Annotated in this window: 1 protein-coding gene (only partly in view); it reads right to left on the bottom strand. The window is 51.3% G+C overall.

The window, feature by feature from the left end:
• Positions 1–19,430, bottom strand: the 5' end (the start) of a protein-coding gene (locus NSQ57_RS12190) for a non-ribosomal peptide synthase/polyketide synthase (protein ID WP_342426098.1). The gene continues 22,780 nt to the left of window position 1, outside the view; only the first 19,430 of its 42,210 coding nucleotides appear in the window; its start codon is at positions 19,428–19,430; the stop codon falls past the left edge of the window.

The following is a 19,430-nucleotide window of genomic DNA, read 5'->3' as shown; positions in this document are numbered from 1 at the left end:
CCAGATACCACGCTGCCAAACACGACATCATCGGTACCATTATATTTTTGCAGCAAAAGGCCCCAAACGGTCTGCATCAACGTATTGATCGTCACCTGATAACGCTTGGCTATGCGCTGAATACCAGCTGTGAGATCCGCGCCCAAATCAAAATCTAAACGCTCCGACTGATACCCCGTTTTGCCCTGAATTTTAGCCTGTGGCAAACGAGACTGCTCCTCATATCCTTCCAGAACCTTGCTCCAGTAGCTTGATGCGGCCTGACGATCCTGCTGCTCCAGCCATTCGATATATTGACTGTACGGCGTTACAGGGGCCAGTTCCGGTTGTTTATGGGCCAGGATCGCAAAATAGCTCGCAAACACTTCGTTTGTCACCAGCGACAAGCACCAGCCATCCATCACGATATGATGGAAACTCCATACAAAACGGTACGTCTCCTCACCTGTGCGCAACACAGTGACACGCATCAAGGCGTCTTGTGCTAGGTCAAAGCCTCTTTGCTTGTCTTTACGCGTAAATTCGAGCATGTATTCGTTTTGCTGCTCGTCCTTCATATCCCGCAAATCTTCCACATACAGTTCACTGCGCTTATTGCGGTACACAACCTGAAGCGGTTCATCCTGCCAGCCGCTGTAGAAGTTCGTGCGCAGTACCGTATGCCGCTGCATTAAAACATCCAAACTGGCCGCAAATGCAGCGATATTAAAATGTCCTCGCAGATCAAAGGAGGCCTGTTCAAAATAAGCTCCTGATTGCGAATCCATCAGATTATAAAAGAGCATCCCCTTTTGCATCGGCGTCAGTGCGTATACATTTTCCAGCTCACCGATACGTGTTGCCTGTTCCGCGATCTGTTCCAGCTCTCCAGTCGTCAAACCTTTAAAGGACACATCACTTGGAGTCAGCTGAGGCTGCTTTTGAGCGACGCAATGCGTAATCACCTCTTGCAAAGCGGATTGCAGCAGTCCTGCCACACGTTCCAGCGTTTCTTTGCGATACTGCTTGCGGCTGTAAGCAATCGTCAAGCGCAGCGTGCCTTCCGAGATCATCGCGTTTAAATCCAGCGTATATTGCAGCGGTGAATGTGCATTCTCTGTCTCCCCTGCACTATAGGATGACAATGTGATTCCACTGTTTTGTAGATCCTGATCGACCTGACCCAAATAGTTAAAGCTGATTTCCGGTTCTGCTGCAATCGCATGCGCTTCACCTGATCCGGACGCAGGGGACAGGTAGCGCCAAGTGCCATAGGTTAGCCCTTTATGCGGAATCCGGCGCAGGCCTTCCTTCGTTTCTTTAATCCGCTGAGCCAGTGTCATTTCCTTGTCGGTCTCCAGCAGCACTGGATACAAGCTCGTAAACCAGCCTACGGTACGTGTCATATCCAGCTCTGGCAGGATTGCTTCCCGGCCATGGCCCTCCAGATTTACCAGCACCTGTCCTGCACCTGTCCAGTTGTGCACTGCGAGTCCCAGCGCGGTCAGCAGCAAATCATTGACCTCGGTGTTATAAGCGCGATAAGCCTGCTTCAACAGCTGCTGGGTTTCAGCTTCGGTCCACTCTACCGTCAGCACTTCGCTGTCTGCATTCAAGGAGTCCTTGTAGGCAAAATCCTTCGGCAGCGGTGCGGCTTCCGCTTTGGCCTGTTCCACCTGCTTCCAATAAACTTCATCCGAGGCAGCCTCAGGACGGTTGGCGTAAGACGACAACTCCCGTGCCCATGCTTGGAAAGAATCCGTTTTATAGGGCAATCGTACAGGCTCACCCTTGCTCGCCTGCTCGTAGCCTGTCGAGAAATCTTCGAACAGAATCCGCCACGACACTCCGTCCACCACCAAGTGGTGAATAGCTATGAGCAAATGATCGCCCTCGGCTGTGTGGAACACTCCCAGCTTCACCAGCGGTCCTTCGGACAGGTGAATGCTGCTTTGAATTTCATTTACCTTCGCTTCCAGCGCTTCCGCATAGACTACTTGTTCACGGTAGTCTGCGGTTTCCAGCGTATACAACGCGCCTTCATCTACACCGCGTGTCCAAGCCTCGTAACCGGATGAAGTCTGACGGAATACCGTACGCAGCGCATCATGATGCTTCACGATGTGATCCATGACTTGGCGAATCGCCGTCTCATCAAAGCCCTCGGCACGATAGAGCATGACCGCTTGATTAAAATGCTGCGGACGCTCGCGCTCCTGCGCAAAGAACCAATGCTGGATCGGAAGCAACGCGGTTTCCCCGCTCACTTCTCCTTGATCTGCCATACGGCTGACCTCATGCATATGCGGTGCCAGTGTTGCAACCGTTGGATACTGGAACAAATCCTTCATGTCCAGCTTATAGCCGGCCTGGAACGCACGAGATGCGATTTGAATGGCCTTGATCGAATCGCCGCCTAGATCAAAGAAATTGTCCAAAATACCGACCGTCTGTAGTCCCAGTACCGACTGCCAGACCGCTACCAAAGCGCGTTCTGGTGTGGTACGCGGCTCTGCATAATCGGCTCCAGTTTGCAGGCTGCCTTCCGGTGCCGGCAAGGCCTTGCGGTCGATTTTGCCGTTGGGACTCAGCGGCATTTGCTCCAGCTGTACAAAGTACGATGGCACCATGTAGCTTGGCAGCTCCCGGCCCAGCTCACTTCTCAGCTCACTGGCTCCTAGCTCTTGCCCCGCAACATAGTAGGCCACCATTTGTTTTTGTCCCGTTTCATCCGCACGAGCCATGACGACGGCTTCGCGTACCGATTCCACTTGGAGCAGCTGCGATTCGACCTCGCCCAGCTCAATCCGGTAGCCCCGGATTTTGACTTGATGGTCGATCCGGCCCAGATATTCGATGTTGCCGTCCGGCATCCATCTCGCCAAATCGCCTGTGCGGTACATCCGTTCATACCCGGCTTCCCCGCCGGCAAACGGGTCTTTCACAAATTTCTCGGCCGTCAGCTCCGGACGGTTCAGATAACCTCGGGCTACGCCGACACCGCCGATACACAGCTCACCTGCAACCCCAATCGGCTGCAATTGCTCCGTGCCTTCCTTCACGATGTACAGACGAATGTTTTGAATCGGTTTCCCGATCGGGATAACCGCATATTCCCCATCCGGCTCGCAATCGAAGTACGATACGTCCACCGTCGCTTCGGTTGGTCCATACAGGTTGATCAGCTTCGCTCCAGCCAGGCTCGACACAAGCCGCTGGAACCGGGCCACATGCTGTGGCGGCAAGGCTTCACCACTGGCAAAGACATGGCGCAGCGTGCCCAGCTTCGCTTGCATCACTTCCCGAGGCTGCTGCTCCACGTACTCCAGAAACGCATGCAGCATAGCGGGTACAAAGTGCATCGTGGTTACGCCATCGCGGGCAATCGTGTCCACGATCTCTTCCGGGTTCTTTTCCCCGCCCACGGACAACAGGCTTACCTTCGAGCCGACCATTGACCACCAGAACAGCTCCCACACCGACACGTCGAACGTGAAGGCGGTCTTTTGCAGGATCGTATCCTCCGCACTCAAGCCGTAACGATCATGCATCCACAAAATCCGGTTCAGCACGGAATGATGCTCCACCATCACGCCCTTCGGTTTTCCTGTGGAGCCGGAGGTATAGATGACATAGGCTACATGATGCGGCCCCGCCAGAGGCTCCAGATTCGAGCCATCTTCGTGATAGATGTTCTCGCGGTCCAGTACCAGCACCTGGCCGTTGAAACTCAGCGATGCTTGCTCCGCCAGATGCGCTTGCGTCAGCACCAGCTTCGCGCCCGAGTCCTCCAGCATAAAGCGGATGCGGTCGGCCGGATATTCCGGATCGATTGGCACATAGGCTCCGCCTGCCTTGAGGATCGCGTAGATGCCTACGATCATCTCCAGCGAACGGCGGACCAGAATACCGACTGGTTGATCCGGTTCAACACCTTCCGCACGCAGCGTCCGAGCCAAACGGTTCGCTCGCTCATTCAACTCAGCGTAGGTCAACGATTCCGCTCCACACAGCACTGCCACCTGATCCGGCGTGTTCGTGGCCTGCTGCTCGAACAGTGCACTTAGCGTCTGATCCTGTGGATAGGCTACCGCCGTATCCCCCCAAACCTGAACGATCTGTGCCTGTTCTTCTGGTGTTACCAATTCCAGCTCATTCACACGGATATTCGGATTGTCCACAATTTGCCTGATGACATGGTCGATATGGCCCTGGATACGCTCCATTGCAGACCGGTTATACACCAGAGCATTGTATTCAAGCAGGATAGAGATATCCTCGTCAGGCACGACAATCAGGTTAAAATCGTAGTTGGTTTGCTCGGCAAGTGCCACATTGGCAATCGAGAAGCCTGTTTGTGCCTTTGTCTCGCCGGAACCGCCCATCTGCTTCATCTGCTGCCCAATCGGGTAGTTTTCAAAGACCATGATGTGATGAATCAGGTCTTGTTTTTGTTCAGTCCGTGCCTGAATATCGTAGAGCGGAAACGTATCATAGACACTGGAGGCCAAAGCCTGTTCCTGTGTGCGCTGCAATACTTCAGCAAATGTAGCATTCCGTTCACTTTGAATCCGAACCGGTATGGTATTGATAAACAATCCAATCATGTTCTCCACACCTGGAATGTCTGCCGGACGACCGGATACCACACCACCAAACACAACATCCTGATTATTATTGTATTGCTGTAAAATAACGCCCCACACACTTTGCAGCAAGGTGTTAATCGTGACATGTTGTTGCTTGGCCATTTGGTTTAATGCGGCACTCCGTTCTTTACCCAACATAAATGGCAGCTTTTCCGAAACATAGCCAGAATTTGAACTTCCACCACTTCCGTCTGGTTCTTCATCCCGTGCGGCTACAGAAGCTTGCGCATTCTCACCAGGCAACAAGGTTTGCTGCTCAAAACCCGCCAAATAGTCACTCCAATAACGGGTCGCTTCCTGTGCATCCTGATCTTGCAACCATTCGATATAGTCACTATACGGCTTGACAGGTGCGAGCTCTGGCTGCTTGTTCTCCAGCAAGGCAGCATAGGCACCAAACACTTCGTCTGTCATCAGCGACAGGCACCAGCCGTCCATCACAATATGATGGAAGCTCCATACAAAACGGTATGAGCTTTCACCCGTGCGGAAGACGGATACTCGCATAAGCGCATCCTTGCTTAAATCAAAGCCTCGAGCTTTGTCCTGGGCCACAAATTCAGCTACAGCCTGTTCACGCCCTCTAACGTCCTCATAAAAGAAGCTCGGACTTTTATGGCGATAGACGATTTGCAAGGGTTGACCATGCCAGCCACTATAGAAATTCGTCCGTAATATAGCATATCGACTAACCAGCAGCTTCAAGCTTTCCTCGAATATAGACGGTGCAAAGTAGCCCTCAAGATCAAAGGTCGCCTGCTCAAAATACACGCCTGTTTCTGCATTCATCAAACTGTGGAACAGCATACCCTTTTGCATTGGCGTTAGCGGGTACACATTTTCCAATTCCCCAACCGTCTTGGTCTGCTCCTTAATCGTATCTAATTGCTCCAGGGTCAGACCTTTGAACAGTACATCACTTGGAGTTAATTCGATCCGATCTCGTGTAACACAATGCTCGATAACTTCAAGCAGATTGGATTTCAACAGGTTGGCTAACATTTGGACCGTATCTTTACGGAAGGCTTTGCCGTTATACCGAATGTCCAGTTCCAGGATGCCGTTCGTTACGATTCCGCTCACATCGAGCGCAAATTTCATCTTCGTCCGGTCACTAACGACCGATCCCATCGAGTAAGGAGACATACGAATATCGCTGTTTTGCAAGTCTTGATCCAGCTGTCCGAGGTATTTGAAGCTCACTTGCGGCTCGGCAAAAGCTTGATGTTGAGCGAGATTCAGTGCATCTGCTTGCTGACCCATGGCTTGGCCAGATTCACTCAAATATCTCCAGATTCCGTAGCCCATTCCTTGATTCGGAATATCACGCAGACTCTCTTTGACCTGTTTGATGCGTTCCGACAAAGCCTGATCACGACCGATGTCCAGCCATATCGGATATGGACTCGTAAACCAGCCTATGGTACGAGAAATGTCCGTATCCGGCAAAATGTTCTCACGTCCGTGTCCCTCTAAATGAATCAGACTGCGTTCATGGCCGGTCCATGTGTACAGCATCATGCCCAAAGCCGTCAGCAACAGATCGTTCACTTCCGTGTTGTACGCGCGGTGCGCTTGCTTCAATAGTCTCTCTGTCTCTTCTTCCGTAAGCTGGAAGACCACTGTATCGGTGTCAGCCAAAGTAAATGAGTCAGCCTGCGCTTGATCCTCAGGCAATCGTACTTGGTCAGACAAAGCGACTGCGTTCCATTGCTCCCAGTAGGCGTGTTCACTGTCCATGGCTGTGCTATTCGCATACTTGGAAAGTTTTTGTGACCAGGAACGGAAGGAATCCGTTTTGTCCGGCAGCTGAAGCACTTTCTGATGAACGGCCTGTTCATAGGCAGTAGCCAAATCCTCAAACAAAATACGCCAGGATACCCCGTCCACCACCAAATGGTGAATCACCATCAGCAAATGATCGCCATCTACACAGTGGAACAAACCTGCTTTAAACAGCGGCCCTTCATGCAGTTGGATACTCCTTTGAATTTCGGTAGCTTTCGCCTCCATTGCCACGCTGAGCATGGCTTCATCCGTTATATCCCTAAAGTCCAGCACGTCCAGCTGATACAGCTCGCCTTCCTGTATTCCACGGTTCCATGCTTTATAGCCTTGCGCGGTCTTGCTGAACACCATTCGCAAAGCATCATGATGCTTTGTCAGCTTGCCAAGCGCCTGACGCAGAGCCGACTCGTCAAACCCCTGCTCCCGGTGCAGCATAACCGCCTGATTAAAGTGATGCACGTCTACTTGCTCCTGCGCAAAGAACTCGTGCTGGATCGGAAGCAACGCCGTTTCTCCGCTTACTTCTCCCTGATCTGCCATACGACTGGCCTCATGCATATGCGATGCCAGGGTTGCGACGATGGGATAGCGGAACAAATCCTTCATGTCCAGCTTGTAGCCGGCCTGGAATGCACGCGATACGATTTGAATCGCCTTGATCGAATCGCCACCCAGATCAAAGAAATTGTCCAACATACCGACGGTTGGCACACCCAGGACGGACTGCCAGACCGCTACAAGCGCTCGTTCCGGTGCAGTGCGTGGCGCTACATAATCCGCACCGCTGTGCAGATTGCCTTCCGGTGCTGGCAGGGACTTGCGGTCGATTTTACCGTTCGGTGTCAGCGGCATCTGCTCCAACCAGATGAAATACGACGGCATCATATAGCTTGGCAGTTCTTGTCCCAGCTCATGTCTCAGCTCACCGGCTCCCAGTTCTTGACTCGCCACATAGTACGCCACGAGCTGTGTTTGACCCGTTTCGTCCCCACGAGCCATGATGACCGCTTCTTGTACCGACTCCACCTGCAACAGCTGCGATTCGATCTCGCCCAGTTCGATTCGGTAGCCCCGAATTTTCACCTGATGGTCCATCCGCCCCAAATATTCAATGTTGCCGTCCGGCGTCCATCTCGCCAAATCGCCTGTATGGTACATCCGCTCATGGCCTGCCTTACCCCCAGCAAACGGATTAATCACAAATTTCTCGGCCGTCAGTTCTTCACGTTTCCAATACCCACGGGCCAATCCTTCCCCGGCAATACATAACTCGCCCGGCACACCGACGGGCTGCAATTCTCCACTCGCATTCATGATATAGATTTGGGTATTCGCGATAGGACGTCCGATATTAATCTCTTGAGCATGGGTCAGTTCCTGCACGGCCGACCACACCGTCGTTTCTGTAGGTCCGTACATGTTATAAATACGGGGACCGTTTATTTCTTGCAATGCTGCGAGCAGCTTGGATGGAAGTGCTTCGCCCCCAACCATAATTGCCTTCACGCTTTGCAGCGCGCGGGAACCTGCTTCATGACCCAACAGCATCTGCAGCCGAGATGGGGTCATTTGCAACATCTCAATCGAATGTTGAGTAATCAACTCACCAAGTGCCTGAGGATTCACCTGATGCTGGCTGTCGCCAAGCACAACCGTCATTCCACCCAACAGGGGGAGAATGGTTTCCAATACGAAAATATCGAATGAAATGGTCGTCAGTGACAACATGGTTTGGCTCGCTTCAAAATCAATGACTTCGCGCATCCCAGTAATAAAGTTGAGGACCGAGCGATGCTGGAGCATAACTCCTTTCGGATTTCCAGTCGAACCCGACGTATAGATGACATAAGCCAAATGCTCTGGGCGGGCAATCGTCTCCAGGTTGCTGCTCTCTCCCTGATACAATGCGGCATCCTCAAGAAACAGGGTATTGGCATGGCAATGGTGCTCTTCTGCCAGATCACGACGGGTTAGAAGCACTGCAGCCTCGCTGTCTTCCAGCATGTATGCAATACGAGAGGATGGAAATTCGGGATCAATCGGCACATAAGCACCGCCTGCTTTTAGCACAGCCAGCAGACCTACGATCATTTCCACGGAACGCTGCACCATCAGACCGACCAGCTTGTCTGTTCCTACTCCCTGTGCTCGAAGCATTCGTGCCAATGAATTGGCACGTTCATTCAGCTCCCGATACGTCAGACGCTGATGTCCAAACACCAATGCTACCTGATCCGGCGTACACTCCACCTGCTCCTCGAACAGCTGATGGATCGTCTGATGGGACGGAAATGCACAAGCGGTATCATTAAAGGCCGCTGTAATCTGTTGTTTTTCTGCTGCTGTGAGTAGTTCCAGCTCTTCCACCCGAACATGCGGGTTGAGCGAAATTTGCTCCAGCAAACGTGCAAAATGTCCATACAAACGCTCGATGCCTGCTTGATCAAAGCTGAGCGTGTTATACATAAAACGAATCTTGATGCCTTCACCCGGCATCACGACGACGTTCAGATCGTAGTTGGTTTCCTCTGTAGACACCACGTTTGAAATCGTAAATTTATCCTGTCCATCACTGCCCAACTGCTCTACCTGCTGCTCCACCGGATAATTTTCAAAAATCATAATATGATTGATTAAATCCTGCTTCTGTTCGGTCAGTGCTTGAATTTCATACAGCGGGAACGCATCGTAGGCATTGGAAGCCAGCGCCTGCCGCTGTGTTCGTTTCATCAGCTCGACAAAGGTTTCACCTTGTTCAGACTGCACACGCACTGGAATTGTATTGATAAATAGCCCGATCATGTGCTCCACGCCTGGAATATCTCCCGGGCGACCGGACACAACGCTGCCGAACACGACATCCGTACTGTTGTTATATTTTTGCAACAGAACGCCCCATACGGTTTGAATTAGCGTATTGATCGTCACCTGATTTTGTTTTGCCATCCGTTCGATCTGCGCAACCAACTCTGGCTGGAATTCGCAATCCAGATCTTCAGCGACATATTCCCCGGTGTGCATCGATTTCGGCTGTGTTTTTTGCTGGGGAAGCGTAATTTGCTGCTCATAGTCCGCCAGATACCCACGCCAGTATTGCAAGGCTGCCTCACGGTCTTGACGTTCCAGCCATTCAATAAATCGACTGAACGGCGTGACAGGCTCTAGTGCTGGCTCATGACCCGCGCGCAGTGCCAGATAGCTACCAAATACCTCCTGTGTCATAAAGGACAAACACCAGCCATCCATCAAAATGTGATGGAAGCTCCAAACAAAGTGATACGTTTCATCCCCCGTTTGCAAAATGGAGACACGAATGAGTGCATCCTCTGCGAGATTGAATCCTTTCGCTTTGTCCTCGATGGCAAAAGCTTCAACACGAGCTTCTCGTTCCTCTTTTTCTAGTCCGCGCAAGTCTTCATAATATATTTGTCCGCTACGGTTGCGGAAGACGACCTGTACAGGCTCATCCTTCCATGAACTGATAAAGTTCGTCCGCAATGCCTCATGACGCTGCACGAGCAGATCAAAGCTTTTACCAAAAGCAACCACATCAAAACGACCGTTCAACTCAAAGGTGGCCTGTTCAAAATAAGCTGCCGAATTTTCATCCATCAGACTGAAGAAGAGCATGCCCTTTTGCATCGGCGTCAAAGCATACACATTTTCCAGCTCACCCATATCTTGCGTATCCTTCACCAATTGCTCCAGCTCATCCAGTGTTACATGGTTTAACAGGACATCACTTGGGGTCAGCACCGTTCTTTCTTGAGCGACACAATGATGAATCACCTCACGCAAGCCGGATGCCAGCAGCTCTCCAAGTCGTGCAATCGTTTCTTGGCGGAATTGCGTTGTACCGTAGCGAATCGTGAAAATCAGTTCTCCATCCTCGATGACTCCATTGATATCCAGTGCAAAATCCATAGCCGCATTCGTGCTGACAGGCACACCGATGGAATAGGAGGAAGGCTCCAGATCATTGCCTTTATAATCCTGATCGAATTGGCCCAAATAGTTAAAACTGATCTCAGGCTGAGCCTTTAACTGCACGCCTGCTTTCTCCAGAACATTCGTATCCGACAGGTATCGTAAAATACCATAGCCGATGCCTTTCTGCGGAATATGACGCAGCCCTTCCTTGACCCGTTTGACCAGACGAGCCGTATTCCTCCCTTGTCCCAGACTTCCATCCAGTACAACCGGGAACTGGCTCGTAAACCAACCGACTGTCCGCGTAATATCCACATCCGGTACAATAGCTTCCCGTCCATGGCCCTCCAGGTTGACCAGCACCCGTTCAGAACCAGACCAGTCATATACGGCTTTTCCGAGCGCAGCCAGCAGCAGGTCATTCATTTCCGTGTTGTATGCGCGATGAGCTTGTTTGAGCAACTGCTCGGTTTCCTGCTTCGTCCAGCGGACCGTCACAACCTCACTGTCTCCAAGCAATGCATTGTCATTCGCAAAATCCTTTGGCAAAGGCTTCGCCAGACTCGCTTCTGCTTGTTCGATATGCTGCCAGTAGGCTAGCTCACGCTCCATCGTCGCCCGATTCGCATAGGCTGACAGTTGTTTGGCCCATACCTGGAACGAATCTGTTTTATGCGGCAGTCGAATAGCTGTGCCTGTTTTACCTGCAACAGCCTGCTCATAACCGGATGCCAAGTCCTCCAGCAAAATACGCCACGATACGCCGTCCACAACCAAATGATGAATGACCATTAATAAATGGTCGCCCTCAGCGCAATGGAACAGACCGAGCTTCACAAGCGGACCCTCGCTCAAATGAATGCCTGCTTGAACTTCACTCGCCTTGGCTTCGACAGCGGCAGATTCGTTCTCCATTCCTCTAAAATCTACGATGTCCAGTGTGTATAGCTCGCCTTCCTCTACACTGCGGTTCCAAGCGGCATAGCCCTGCTCCCTCTCACGGAATACCGTGCGCAATGCGTCATGATGCTGGACAATACGGTCCATTGTACGGCGTAGCGCGTCGACGTCAAAGCGCCCAGCTCGGTACAGCATCATCGCCTGATTGCTGTGGTGCAGATCAGCAGGCTGCTGCTCGAAAAACCACCGCTGAATAGGTGTCAGTTCCACCTGGCCTACGACCTCTTCCTGACTGGCCATCTTGCCATCTGTACGAAGCAACGGACTGAGTGCCGCTACTGTCGGATTGCTGAACAGGTCTTTCATCTCCAGTCGATAGCCTGCTTGCAGCAAGCGGGACGATACTTGCAGTGCTTTGATCGAATCGCCACCCAGTTCAAAGAAGTTATCCTGCGTGCCTACCGTTTCGACACCAAGCACTCCCGCCCACACTGAAGCTAATACCTGTTCTACCGCAGTACGTGGAGCCACATAGGCTGCGCCGGTATGGATGCTTCCTTCGGGCTCCGGCAAGGCCTTACGGTCGATTTTTCCATTGTGGGTCAGTGGCAAGGTCTCCAGACGCATCAAACGTGCAGGTACCATATGTGCTGGCAGTCCTGCTTCTAGCTCGGCCTGTACTTCCTCGATCCGCAGCTCGGTTTCTCCTGTGATGTATCCGCACAAGTACTTGTGTCCACGCTCATCCGTCCGGTCGATGACTACCGCTTGACGCACACCCGGCACCCGCTGGATTGCCGTTTCAATCTCGCCCAGCTCAATCCGGTAGCCCCGGATTTTGACCTGATAGTCCATCCGGCCGATAAAGTCCACATTGCCGTCTGGCATCCACCGCGCCAGGTCACCTGTGCGGTACAATCGTTCACCGGCTACATACGGATTCGCTACGAACTTCTCGGCCGTCAGGTCTGCACGGTTCAGGTAGCCTCGTGCCACGCCAGCACCGCCAATGCACAGCTCACCCAGCACACCGATCGGCACCGGATTCAGCTGGCTGTCCACGATGTAGAAGCGTGCGTTCAGCCATGCCTGACCAATCGGCACACTGCCGCTACTTGGCAGCTTTGACAGTTCTTCGTCGTAGAAGCTGGAGTCAATCGCCGCTTCCGTGACGCCATAGCTGTTCATAATGCGAATATCTGCGCCAAACCGTTCTTGCAGCACCCGATAATCCGTCACGCTGCAGCTATCCGAGCTGGTGATCAGCAGTTCCAGACTGCTCATGTCAAGGCCCTGTTCATGCACATGCTGCATAAACGGTACGATTAAAGCCGGTGTGGATTCGAACACCGTAATTTGGTAATCGTGAATCCAGCCGTACAGACGGCTCGGATCAATCCGGTCGTCTTTTGGACAGATAACCATCGTGCCACCGTTATAAAGTGCCCGCGCGATATCGCCGACGAATACGTCGAAGGAGAAACTTGCCAGTTGTAACAGGCGTACCGGGAACTGATTTAGACGGTAATCCCGGCGGTATGCCGCGGCTGTGTTTACCAAACTGTGATGCTCGATCATGACACCCTTCGGACGTCCCGTTGTACCGGACGTGTAGATCACATATGCCAGATCCTGCGGCTCGTTGATAGGTTCCACATCCGTGGCATCTCCGGTGTACAGCGACTCATCGTCCAGCGCTAGCACGGCATGCAGACGCAAGTCCACTGCGGATTCGGATGCTGATTCGCTGTCAGACTCCGAATTTGGTTTCAAGCTTAATTCTTCATTCAGGCTGTCTCTTTCCATCGTTTCAGCGCCAGCCGCTGTCTCCAACTCTCCCTCAGATTGCCCTCCGACCAAGGCCTGTCGGCTTTCCTCCAGCCATGCCTGCGCGCGCTCCTGCAAACCTGTTTGCGTTAGCAGCACTGTCGCACCGCTGTCCTCGAGCATAAAGCGGATCCGTTCGGACGGATAATCTGCATCTAACGGCACGTATGCACCGCCGGCCTTCCACACCGCCAGTACGCCGACCATCATGTCCACCGATCGCTCGCTCAAAATACCAACAATGGATTCACGCCCAATGCCTTCATTCCGCAATCTACGAGCAAGTTGATTCCCACGCTCGTTCAGCTCGCGGTACGTAAGCTGCCGCTCCTCGTATATCACTGCCACATGATCCGGCACAAGCTGCGCTTGTTCTTCCACATAGGCATGGAACAACAATTCAGATTCTTTTTCGTCACTCCATGCAGATACGCCCACGGATCCAAAACCATCGATGATTTTTGCTTTTTCCGCAGCAGTCACCAGCTCTAACTCATCTACCAGCGCATCTGGTCTGTTAATCGCTTCTTCAATCATATGCAGCAAATGCTCGCGGATTTGCTCGACAGCTGCACGTTCAAACACCAGCGCGTTGAATTCCAAATGAATGTCTATTTCATCGCCTGGCACAACCGTAATGTTAAAATCATAGTTCGTTTGCTCTGACATTGAAGCATTAACAATCGTAAAACCGTTCGTGTCACGGCTCCCCATGTGCTCCATACGCTGTTCCACCGGATAGTTTTCAAACACCATAATATGGTTCACCAGGTCCTGTTTCTGCTCAGTCAGGGCCTGAATTTCATACAGCGGATAGGTTTCATAGGCACGGGAAGCCAGTGCCTGCTCCTGTATCTGCTTCATTAACGCAGCAAACGTCATATCTTTCTCACTGTGAACTCGTACAGGAATCGTATTAATGAACAAACCAATCATTTTATCGATGCCCGGAATATCCGCTGATCTGCCGGATACGACACTGCCAAATACAACATCCCGACTGTTGTTATACCGTTGCAGCACAACGCCCCACGCTGCTTGCAGAAGGGTATTGACCGTTACTTGCTTCTGCTTAACCAGCTTGTTCATCCGTTCCGTCACTTCGTGGCCCAGTGTAAACGAAAGCTTATCCCCTTCATATCCCTTGGCGTGACCGTCCAGCTGTTTTACCTGCGGTAATACGGTCTGCTGCTCAAAGCCAGCAAAATAATCACTCCAGAACCGTTCAGCCTCCACGTTGTCCTGCCGATCCAGCCATTCAATGTATTCGCTGTATGGTGTTACCGGGGCGAGCTCCGGCTTGCGGTCTTCGAGTATGGCAAAGTACTTATTAAATGCTTCCCCTACAACAAGGAACAAGCACCAACCGTCCATCAAAATATGATGGAAGCTCCACACAAAACGATACGACTCCTCGCCTGTACGTAAAATAGACACCCGCATCAGCTCGCCTGAGCTGAAATGAAAGCCTTCGGCTTTGTCGCGCTCAGCAAAATCAGCAATATATGCGTCCTGCTCACCTTGTTCCATCGAACGTACATCTTCAAAACGGAACCCGGCGTGCTTGTGACGGTACACCACCTGTAAAGGCTGCTCATTCCATCCGCTATAAAAATTCGTTCTGAATATTTGATGGCGATCCACCAGCTGATTTAGGCTTTCGGCAAAAGCCTCCACTTGAAAGCTGCCTTGCAGATCAAATGTCGCCTGCTCAAAGTACGCCCCAGATTGCGGCTCCATTAAGCCGTGGAACAGAATGCCTTTTTGCATGGGTGTGAGCGAATAAATGTTTTCCAGTTCTCCCGCATTAGCCGTCTGCTCTACAATATGATCCAGCTCTCCAGCCGTCAGTCCTTGGAAGGACAAGTCGCTTGGTGTCAGCTCCGGCAACTCTTTACCCACACAGTGAGCCAATATCTCACGTAAGCCCTCCTGCAACAGATCAGCCAGCTTTTTGATTGATTTTTTCATAAACATTTTGTTGCTGTAGCTGATCGTCAGTTCCAGTGCACCGTCCGTGATCATGCCGTTGATATCCAGAGCATACCGCTTGGTCAACGTGTCACTCATGGAAGCTCCGATGGAATAAGGAGACATGCGGAAGGCATTATTCTTTAAATCCTGATCGAATTGTCCGAGATAGTTAAAGCTGATTTCTGGCTCGGCAACAAAAGCTGCTTCTCCTTCACCGCTAGCAAGATATCTCAAAATCCCGTATCCAATCCCTTTATGCGGCAAACGGCGCAGCCCTTCTTTGACGTTCTTGACACGCCGTCCTACATTCCGATCCTCGCCCATATTGAGTACAACCGGGAATTGACTGGTAAACCAACCGACTGTGCGCGTAATATCCATATCCGGCAAAATGGCTTCCCGTCCATGACCCTCCAGATTTACAAGCACCTGACGGATGCCCGCCCACTCCTGAATTGCAGTGCCCAGAGCTGTCAGCAGCAGATCGTTTGCTTCCGTATTGTAGGCCCGATGAGCTTGTTTCAAGAATTGTTCTGTTTCTTCTACCGTCCACGCTACGGTCAGCGTCCGATCATCGCGAAGCTGTGGCTTGGCCTGAGATTTATGAGTGTAATCCATAGGCAAGGATGCCAGACTCTTCCCTGCTTCCTCCACCTGCCCCCAATACGCACGTTCCTTCTCCAACGCGGCGCTGTTCGCATAAGCTGACAGCTGATCTGCCCACAGGCGGAAAGAATCCGTCTTATTCGGCAAGCGGACAGACTCGCCCCGTAAAGCCTGCTCATAGCCGGATGCCAGATCCTCCAGCAAAATACGCCATGATACGCTGTCGACCACCAAATGGTGGATCGCCACCAGCAAATGGTCTCCATCGTTGCAACGGAACAGACCCAGCTTTACCAGCGGTCCTTCGGATAGATTCATTTTGTTTTGAATTTCAGTTGCTTTCGCCTCAATCGTCGCGCTCAGAATGGCTTCATCCGTCAAAGCCCTAAAGTCTAGCACGTCCAGAAGATACAGCTCGCCTTCCTGTATTCCGCGGTTCCACGCTTGGTAGCCTTGCTCGGTCTTCCTGAATACCATCCGTAGTGCATCGTGATGCTCGGTCAACTGGATTAGCGCCTGATGCAAAGCAGCTTCGTCAAAGCCCTGCTCCCGGTGCAGCATAACCGCCTGATTAAAGTGATGCGCGTCTACATGCTCCTGTTCAAAGAACCAATGATGGATCGGAAGCAATGCCGTTTCCCCGCTCACTTCTCCCTGATCTGCCATACGACTTACCATAAACGGTGCCAATGCTGCGATGGTTGGACAGCGAAGCAGATCCTTCATATCCAGCTTGTAGCCTGCCTGGAACGCACGGGATACGATTTGAATCGCCTTGATGGAATCGCCGCCCAGATCAAAGAAATTGTCCAAAATACCTACAGTTGGCACGCCCAAGGCAGACTGCCAGATCGCCACGAGTGCCCGTTCCGGCGCGGTATGGGGCGCTTCATATTCCGCTCCGCTTTGCTGACTGCCTTCCGGTGCTGGCAGGGACTTGCGGTCGATTTTACCGTTCGGTGTCAACGGCATCTGCTCTAACTGAATGAAATACGACGGCACCATATAGCTTGGTAGCTCCCGCCCCAGCTCACTTCTCAGTTCACTGGCTTCCATTTCTTGACTGGCCACATAGTACGCCACCATTTGTTTTTGACCCGTTGTTTCGTCCGCACGGGCCACGACAGCCGCTTCTCGTACCGACTCCACCTGCAATAGCTGCGATTCGATCTCGCCCAGTTCGATCCGGTAGCCACGGATTTTAACCTGGTGATCCATTCGTCCCAAATATTCAATATTGCCATCCAGTGTCCATCTCGCCAAATCGCCTGTACGGTACATCCGTTCATAGCCCTCTTTGCCTCCGGCAAACGGATTTTCCACAAATTTCTCTGCCGTCAGATCTTCGAGATTCCAATACCCACGGGCCAATCCTTCCCCCGCAATACATAACTCGCCCGGCATACCGACTGGCTGCAATTCCCCGCTCGCATTCATGATATAGATTTGGGTATTCGCGATCGGACGTCCTATATTAATTTCTTGAGCATGAGTCAGTTCCTGTACGGTCGACCAAACCGTCGTTTCTGTAGGTCCGTACATGTTATAAATACGGGGACCATTTATTTCTTGCAGTGCTGCGAGCAGCTTGGACGGAAGGGCTTCACCTCCCACCATGATTTCCTTCACGCCTCGCAGCGCGTGGGAACCAGCTTCATGATCCAGCAGCATCTGTAGCCGGGATGGTGTCATTTGCAACATGTCTATAGAATGATGAGCAATCAACTCACCCAGCGCCTGAGGGTCCACCTGATGCTGATGGTCGCCAAGCACAACCGTCATTCCAGCCAACAGTGGCAAGATGGTTTCCAAGACGAAAATATCGAATGAAATGGTCGTGAGTGACAAAATGGTTTTGCCAGCTTCAAAGTCAATGATTTCATGCATCCCGGTAATAAAGTTCAGTACCGAACGATGCTGGAGCATAACTCCTTTTGGATTTCCGGTCGATCCAGAGGTATAGATGACGTAAGCCAAATGCTCTGGGCGAGCAATCGTCTCCAGGTTGTTGCTTTCTCCCTGATACAATGCTGCATCCTCAAGAAATATTGCATTGGCATTGCAATGATGTTCTTCCAACAGATCACGACTGGTCAGAAGCACTGCAGCCTTGCTGTCTTCCAGCATGTATTGAATACGAGATGACGGAAATTCAGGATCGATCGGCACATAAGCACCGCCTGCTTTTAGAACAGCCAGCAGGCCTACGATCATTTCCACGGAGCGCTGCATCATCAGGCCGACCAGCTTGTCAGGTCCTACTCCCTGTGCTTGAAGCATTCGTGCCAATGAGTTCGACCGTTCATTCAGTTCCCGATAAGTCAGACTCTGACTTCCAAACATAACCGCTGTCTGATCTGGTGTGCATTCTGCCTGTTTCTCGAATAACTCATGAATCCCCACATCGTCTGGAAAGGGAACTGTGGTCGCATTAAATACATTCATAATTTGTGCCCGCTCTTTGTCACTCATCAGTGACAACTCCTGAATCCGCTGCTGTGGCCCTTTCACCATATGCTCTACCACACTCAAGAATTGACGAATAATTCGAGCGATTTCCTGCTCGCTGAACAGCTCGGTCCGATAATCTAGTTGCAATACAAGTTTATCCTCATCCAGCATATCAATCATGGCAATATCAAAGTCACTCACTGTATCTCCGCAGAAATCGGTATGCACCTGCTGAACAGCTTCATCAAAACGAGAGAAGCTCAGCGTACGGTACTGAATGGTGACGCCAAACAGGCGGCCAATATCCGTGCCGCTTTGTTGTTCACGCAAATCCTGTATGATTTTGTTATACGGATAACGCTGATGCCGCAAAATGGACGACTGCTCCTTGCCAACACCCTGTAGGAAAGTAAGCAGCTCGGATTCCGGCTCAACTTGCAAACGTGTAGCCACAGTGCTGACGAACATGCCCATTGTATTTTTTTCCTTCTTCAACGTACGGTTAGCATACAATGTACCAACCGTTAAATCTTGTTCACCTGTCGTTTTATGTAAATAAATATACAGAGCAGCCAGGAAAAATGTAAAAATACTGATGTTATGCGCCTCGCAAAAAGCCGTGACACCACGATATAATTCGTGCTCCAGTGTATAGGTCTCCCGGCGTGCAGCCGTGCTTACTGTGAGCGGATTGTACGATTTTAAACCTGTAACCTCCGGCAAATTGGCAAATTTCTCCGTCCAGTACATCTTATCCTTTTGATAGCGGTCCGATTGCTCATAGCTTTGCTCCGTCTGAATAAAATCGAGATATGAGTTCGCTGGGGCCGGCGCATCTGAACCTGTACCATGCACAATATTCATATAATTCCCCGTAATTTCATTAATGGCCTGCTCCATGGTAACGCCATCCGAAATAATATGATGCATCTTGAAACTAAACCAGGTGTCTTCTGCCCCCAGCTGCAAAATAGTAAACCGATACAGCTGCGAATCCAGTAAGGGGAACGGCTGTGCGTTGTGATGGCTGACCCATAGCTCAGCTTCCTCCGGGGTAACCTGAAGCGTTTCTATGCTTTGAGCAGCAAACGGTTCCACATATTGATAGGGGATGCCATCCCGAGCCGTGATTTTGATACGAAAAGAATCGTTTTGTGCAATCACCCGGTTCATTGCCTGCTGCAATGCATCTATTCGAACCGTTCCCTTGATTTTAACAGTGGTAATAATCGTGGACGTGTTGCGATTGGGATACACAAGCTCCGTGTACCAAATACGTTGCTGTGGTTGGCTTAATGCAAACAGTTGAACATTGTGCTGAGTCAT

The sequence above is a fragment of the Paenibacillus sp. FSL L8-0502 genome, assembly GCF_038593055.1.
Classification (GTDB): domain Bacteria; phylum Bacillota; class Bacilli; order Paenibacillales; family Paenibacillaceae; genus Paenibacillus; species Paenibacillus polymyxa_D.
The sequence above is the reverse complement of the archived record's forward strand: the minus strand, read 5'-3'. Positions and strand labels throughout refer to the sequence as shown.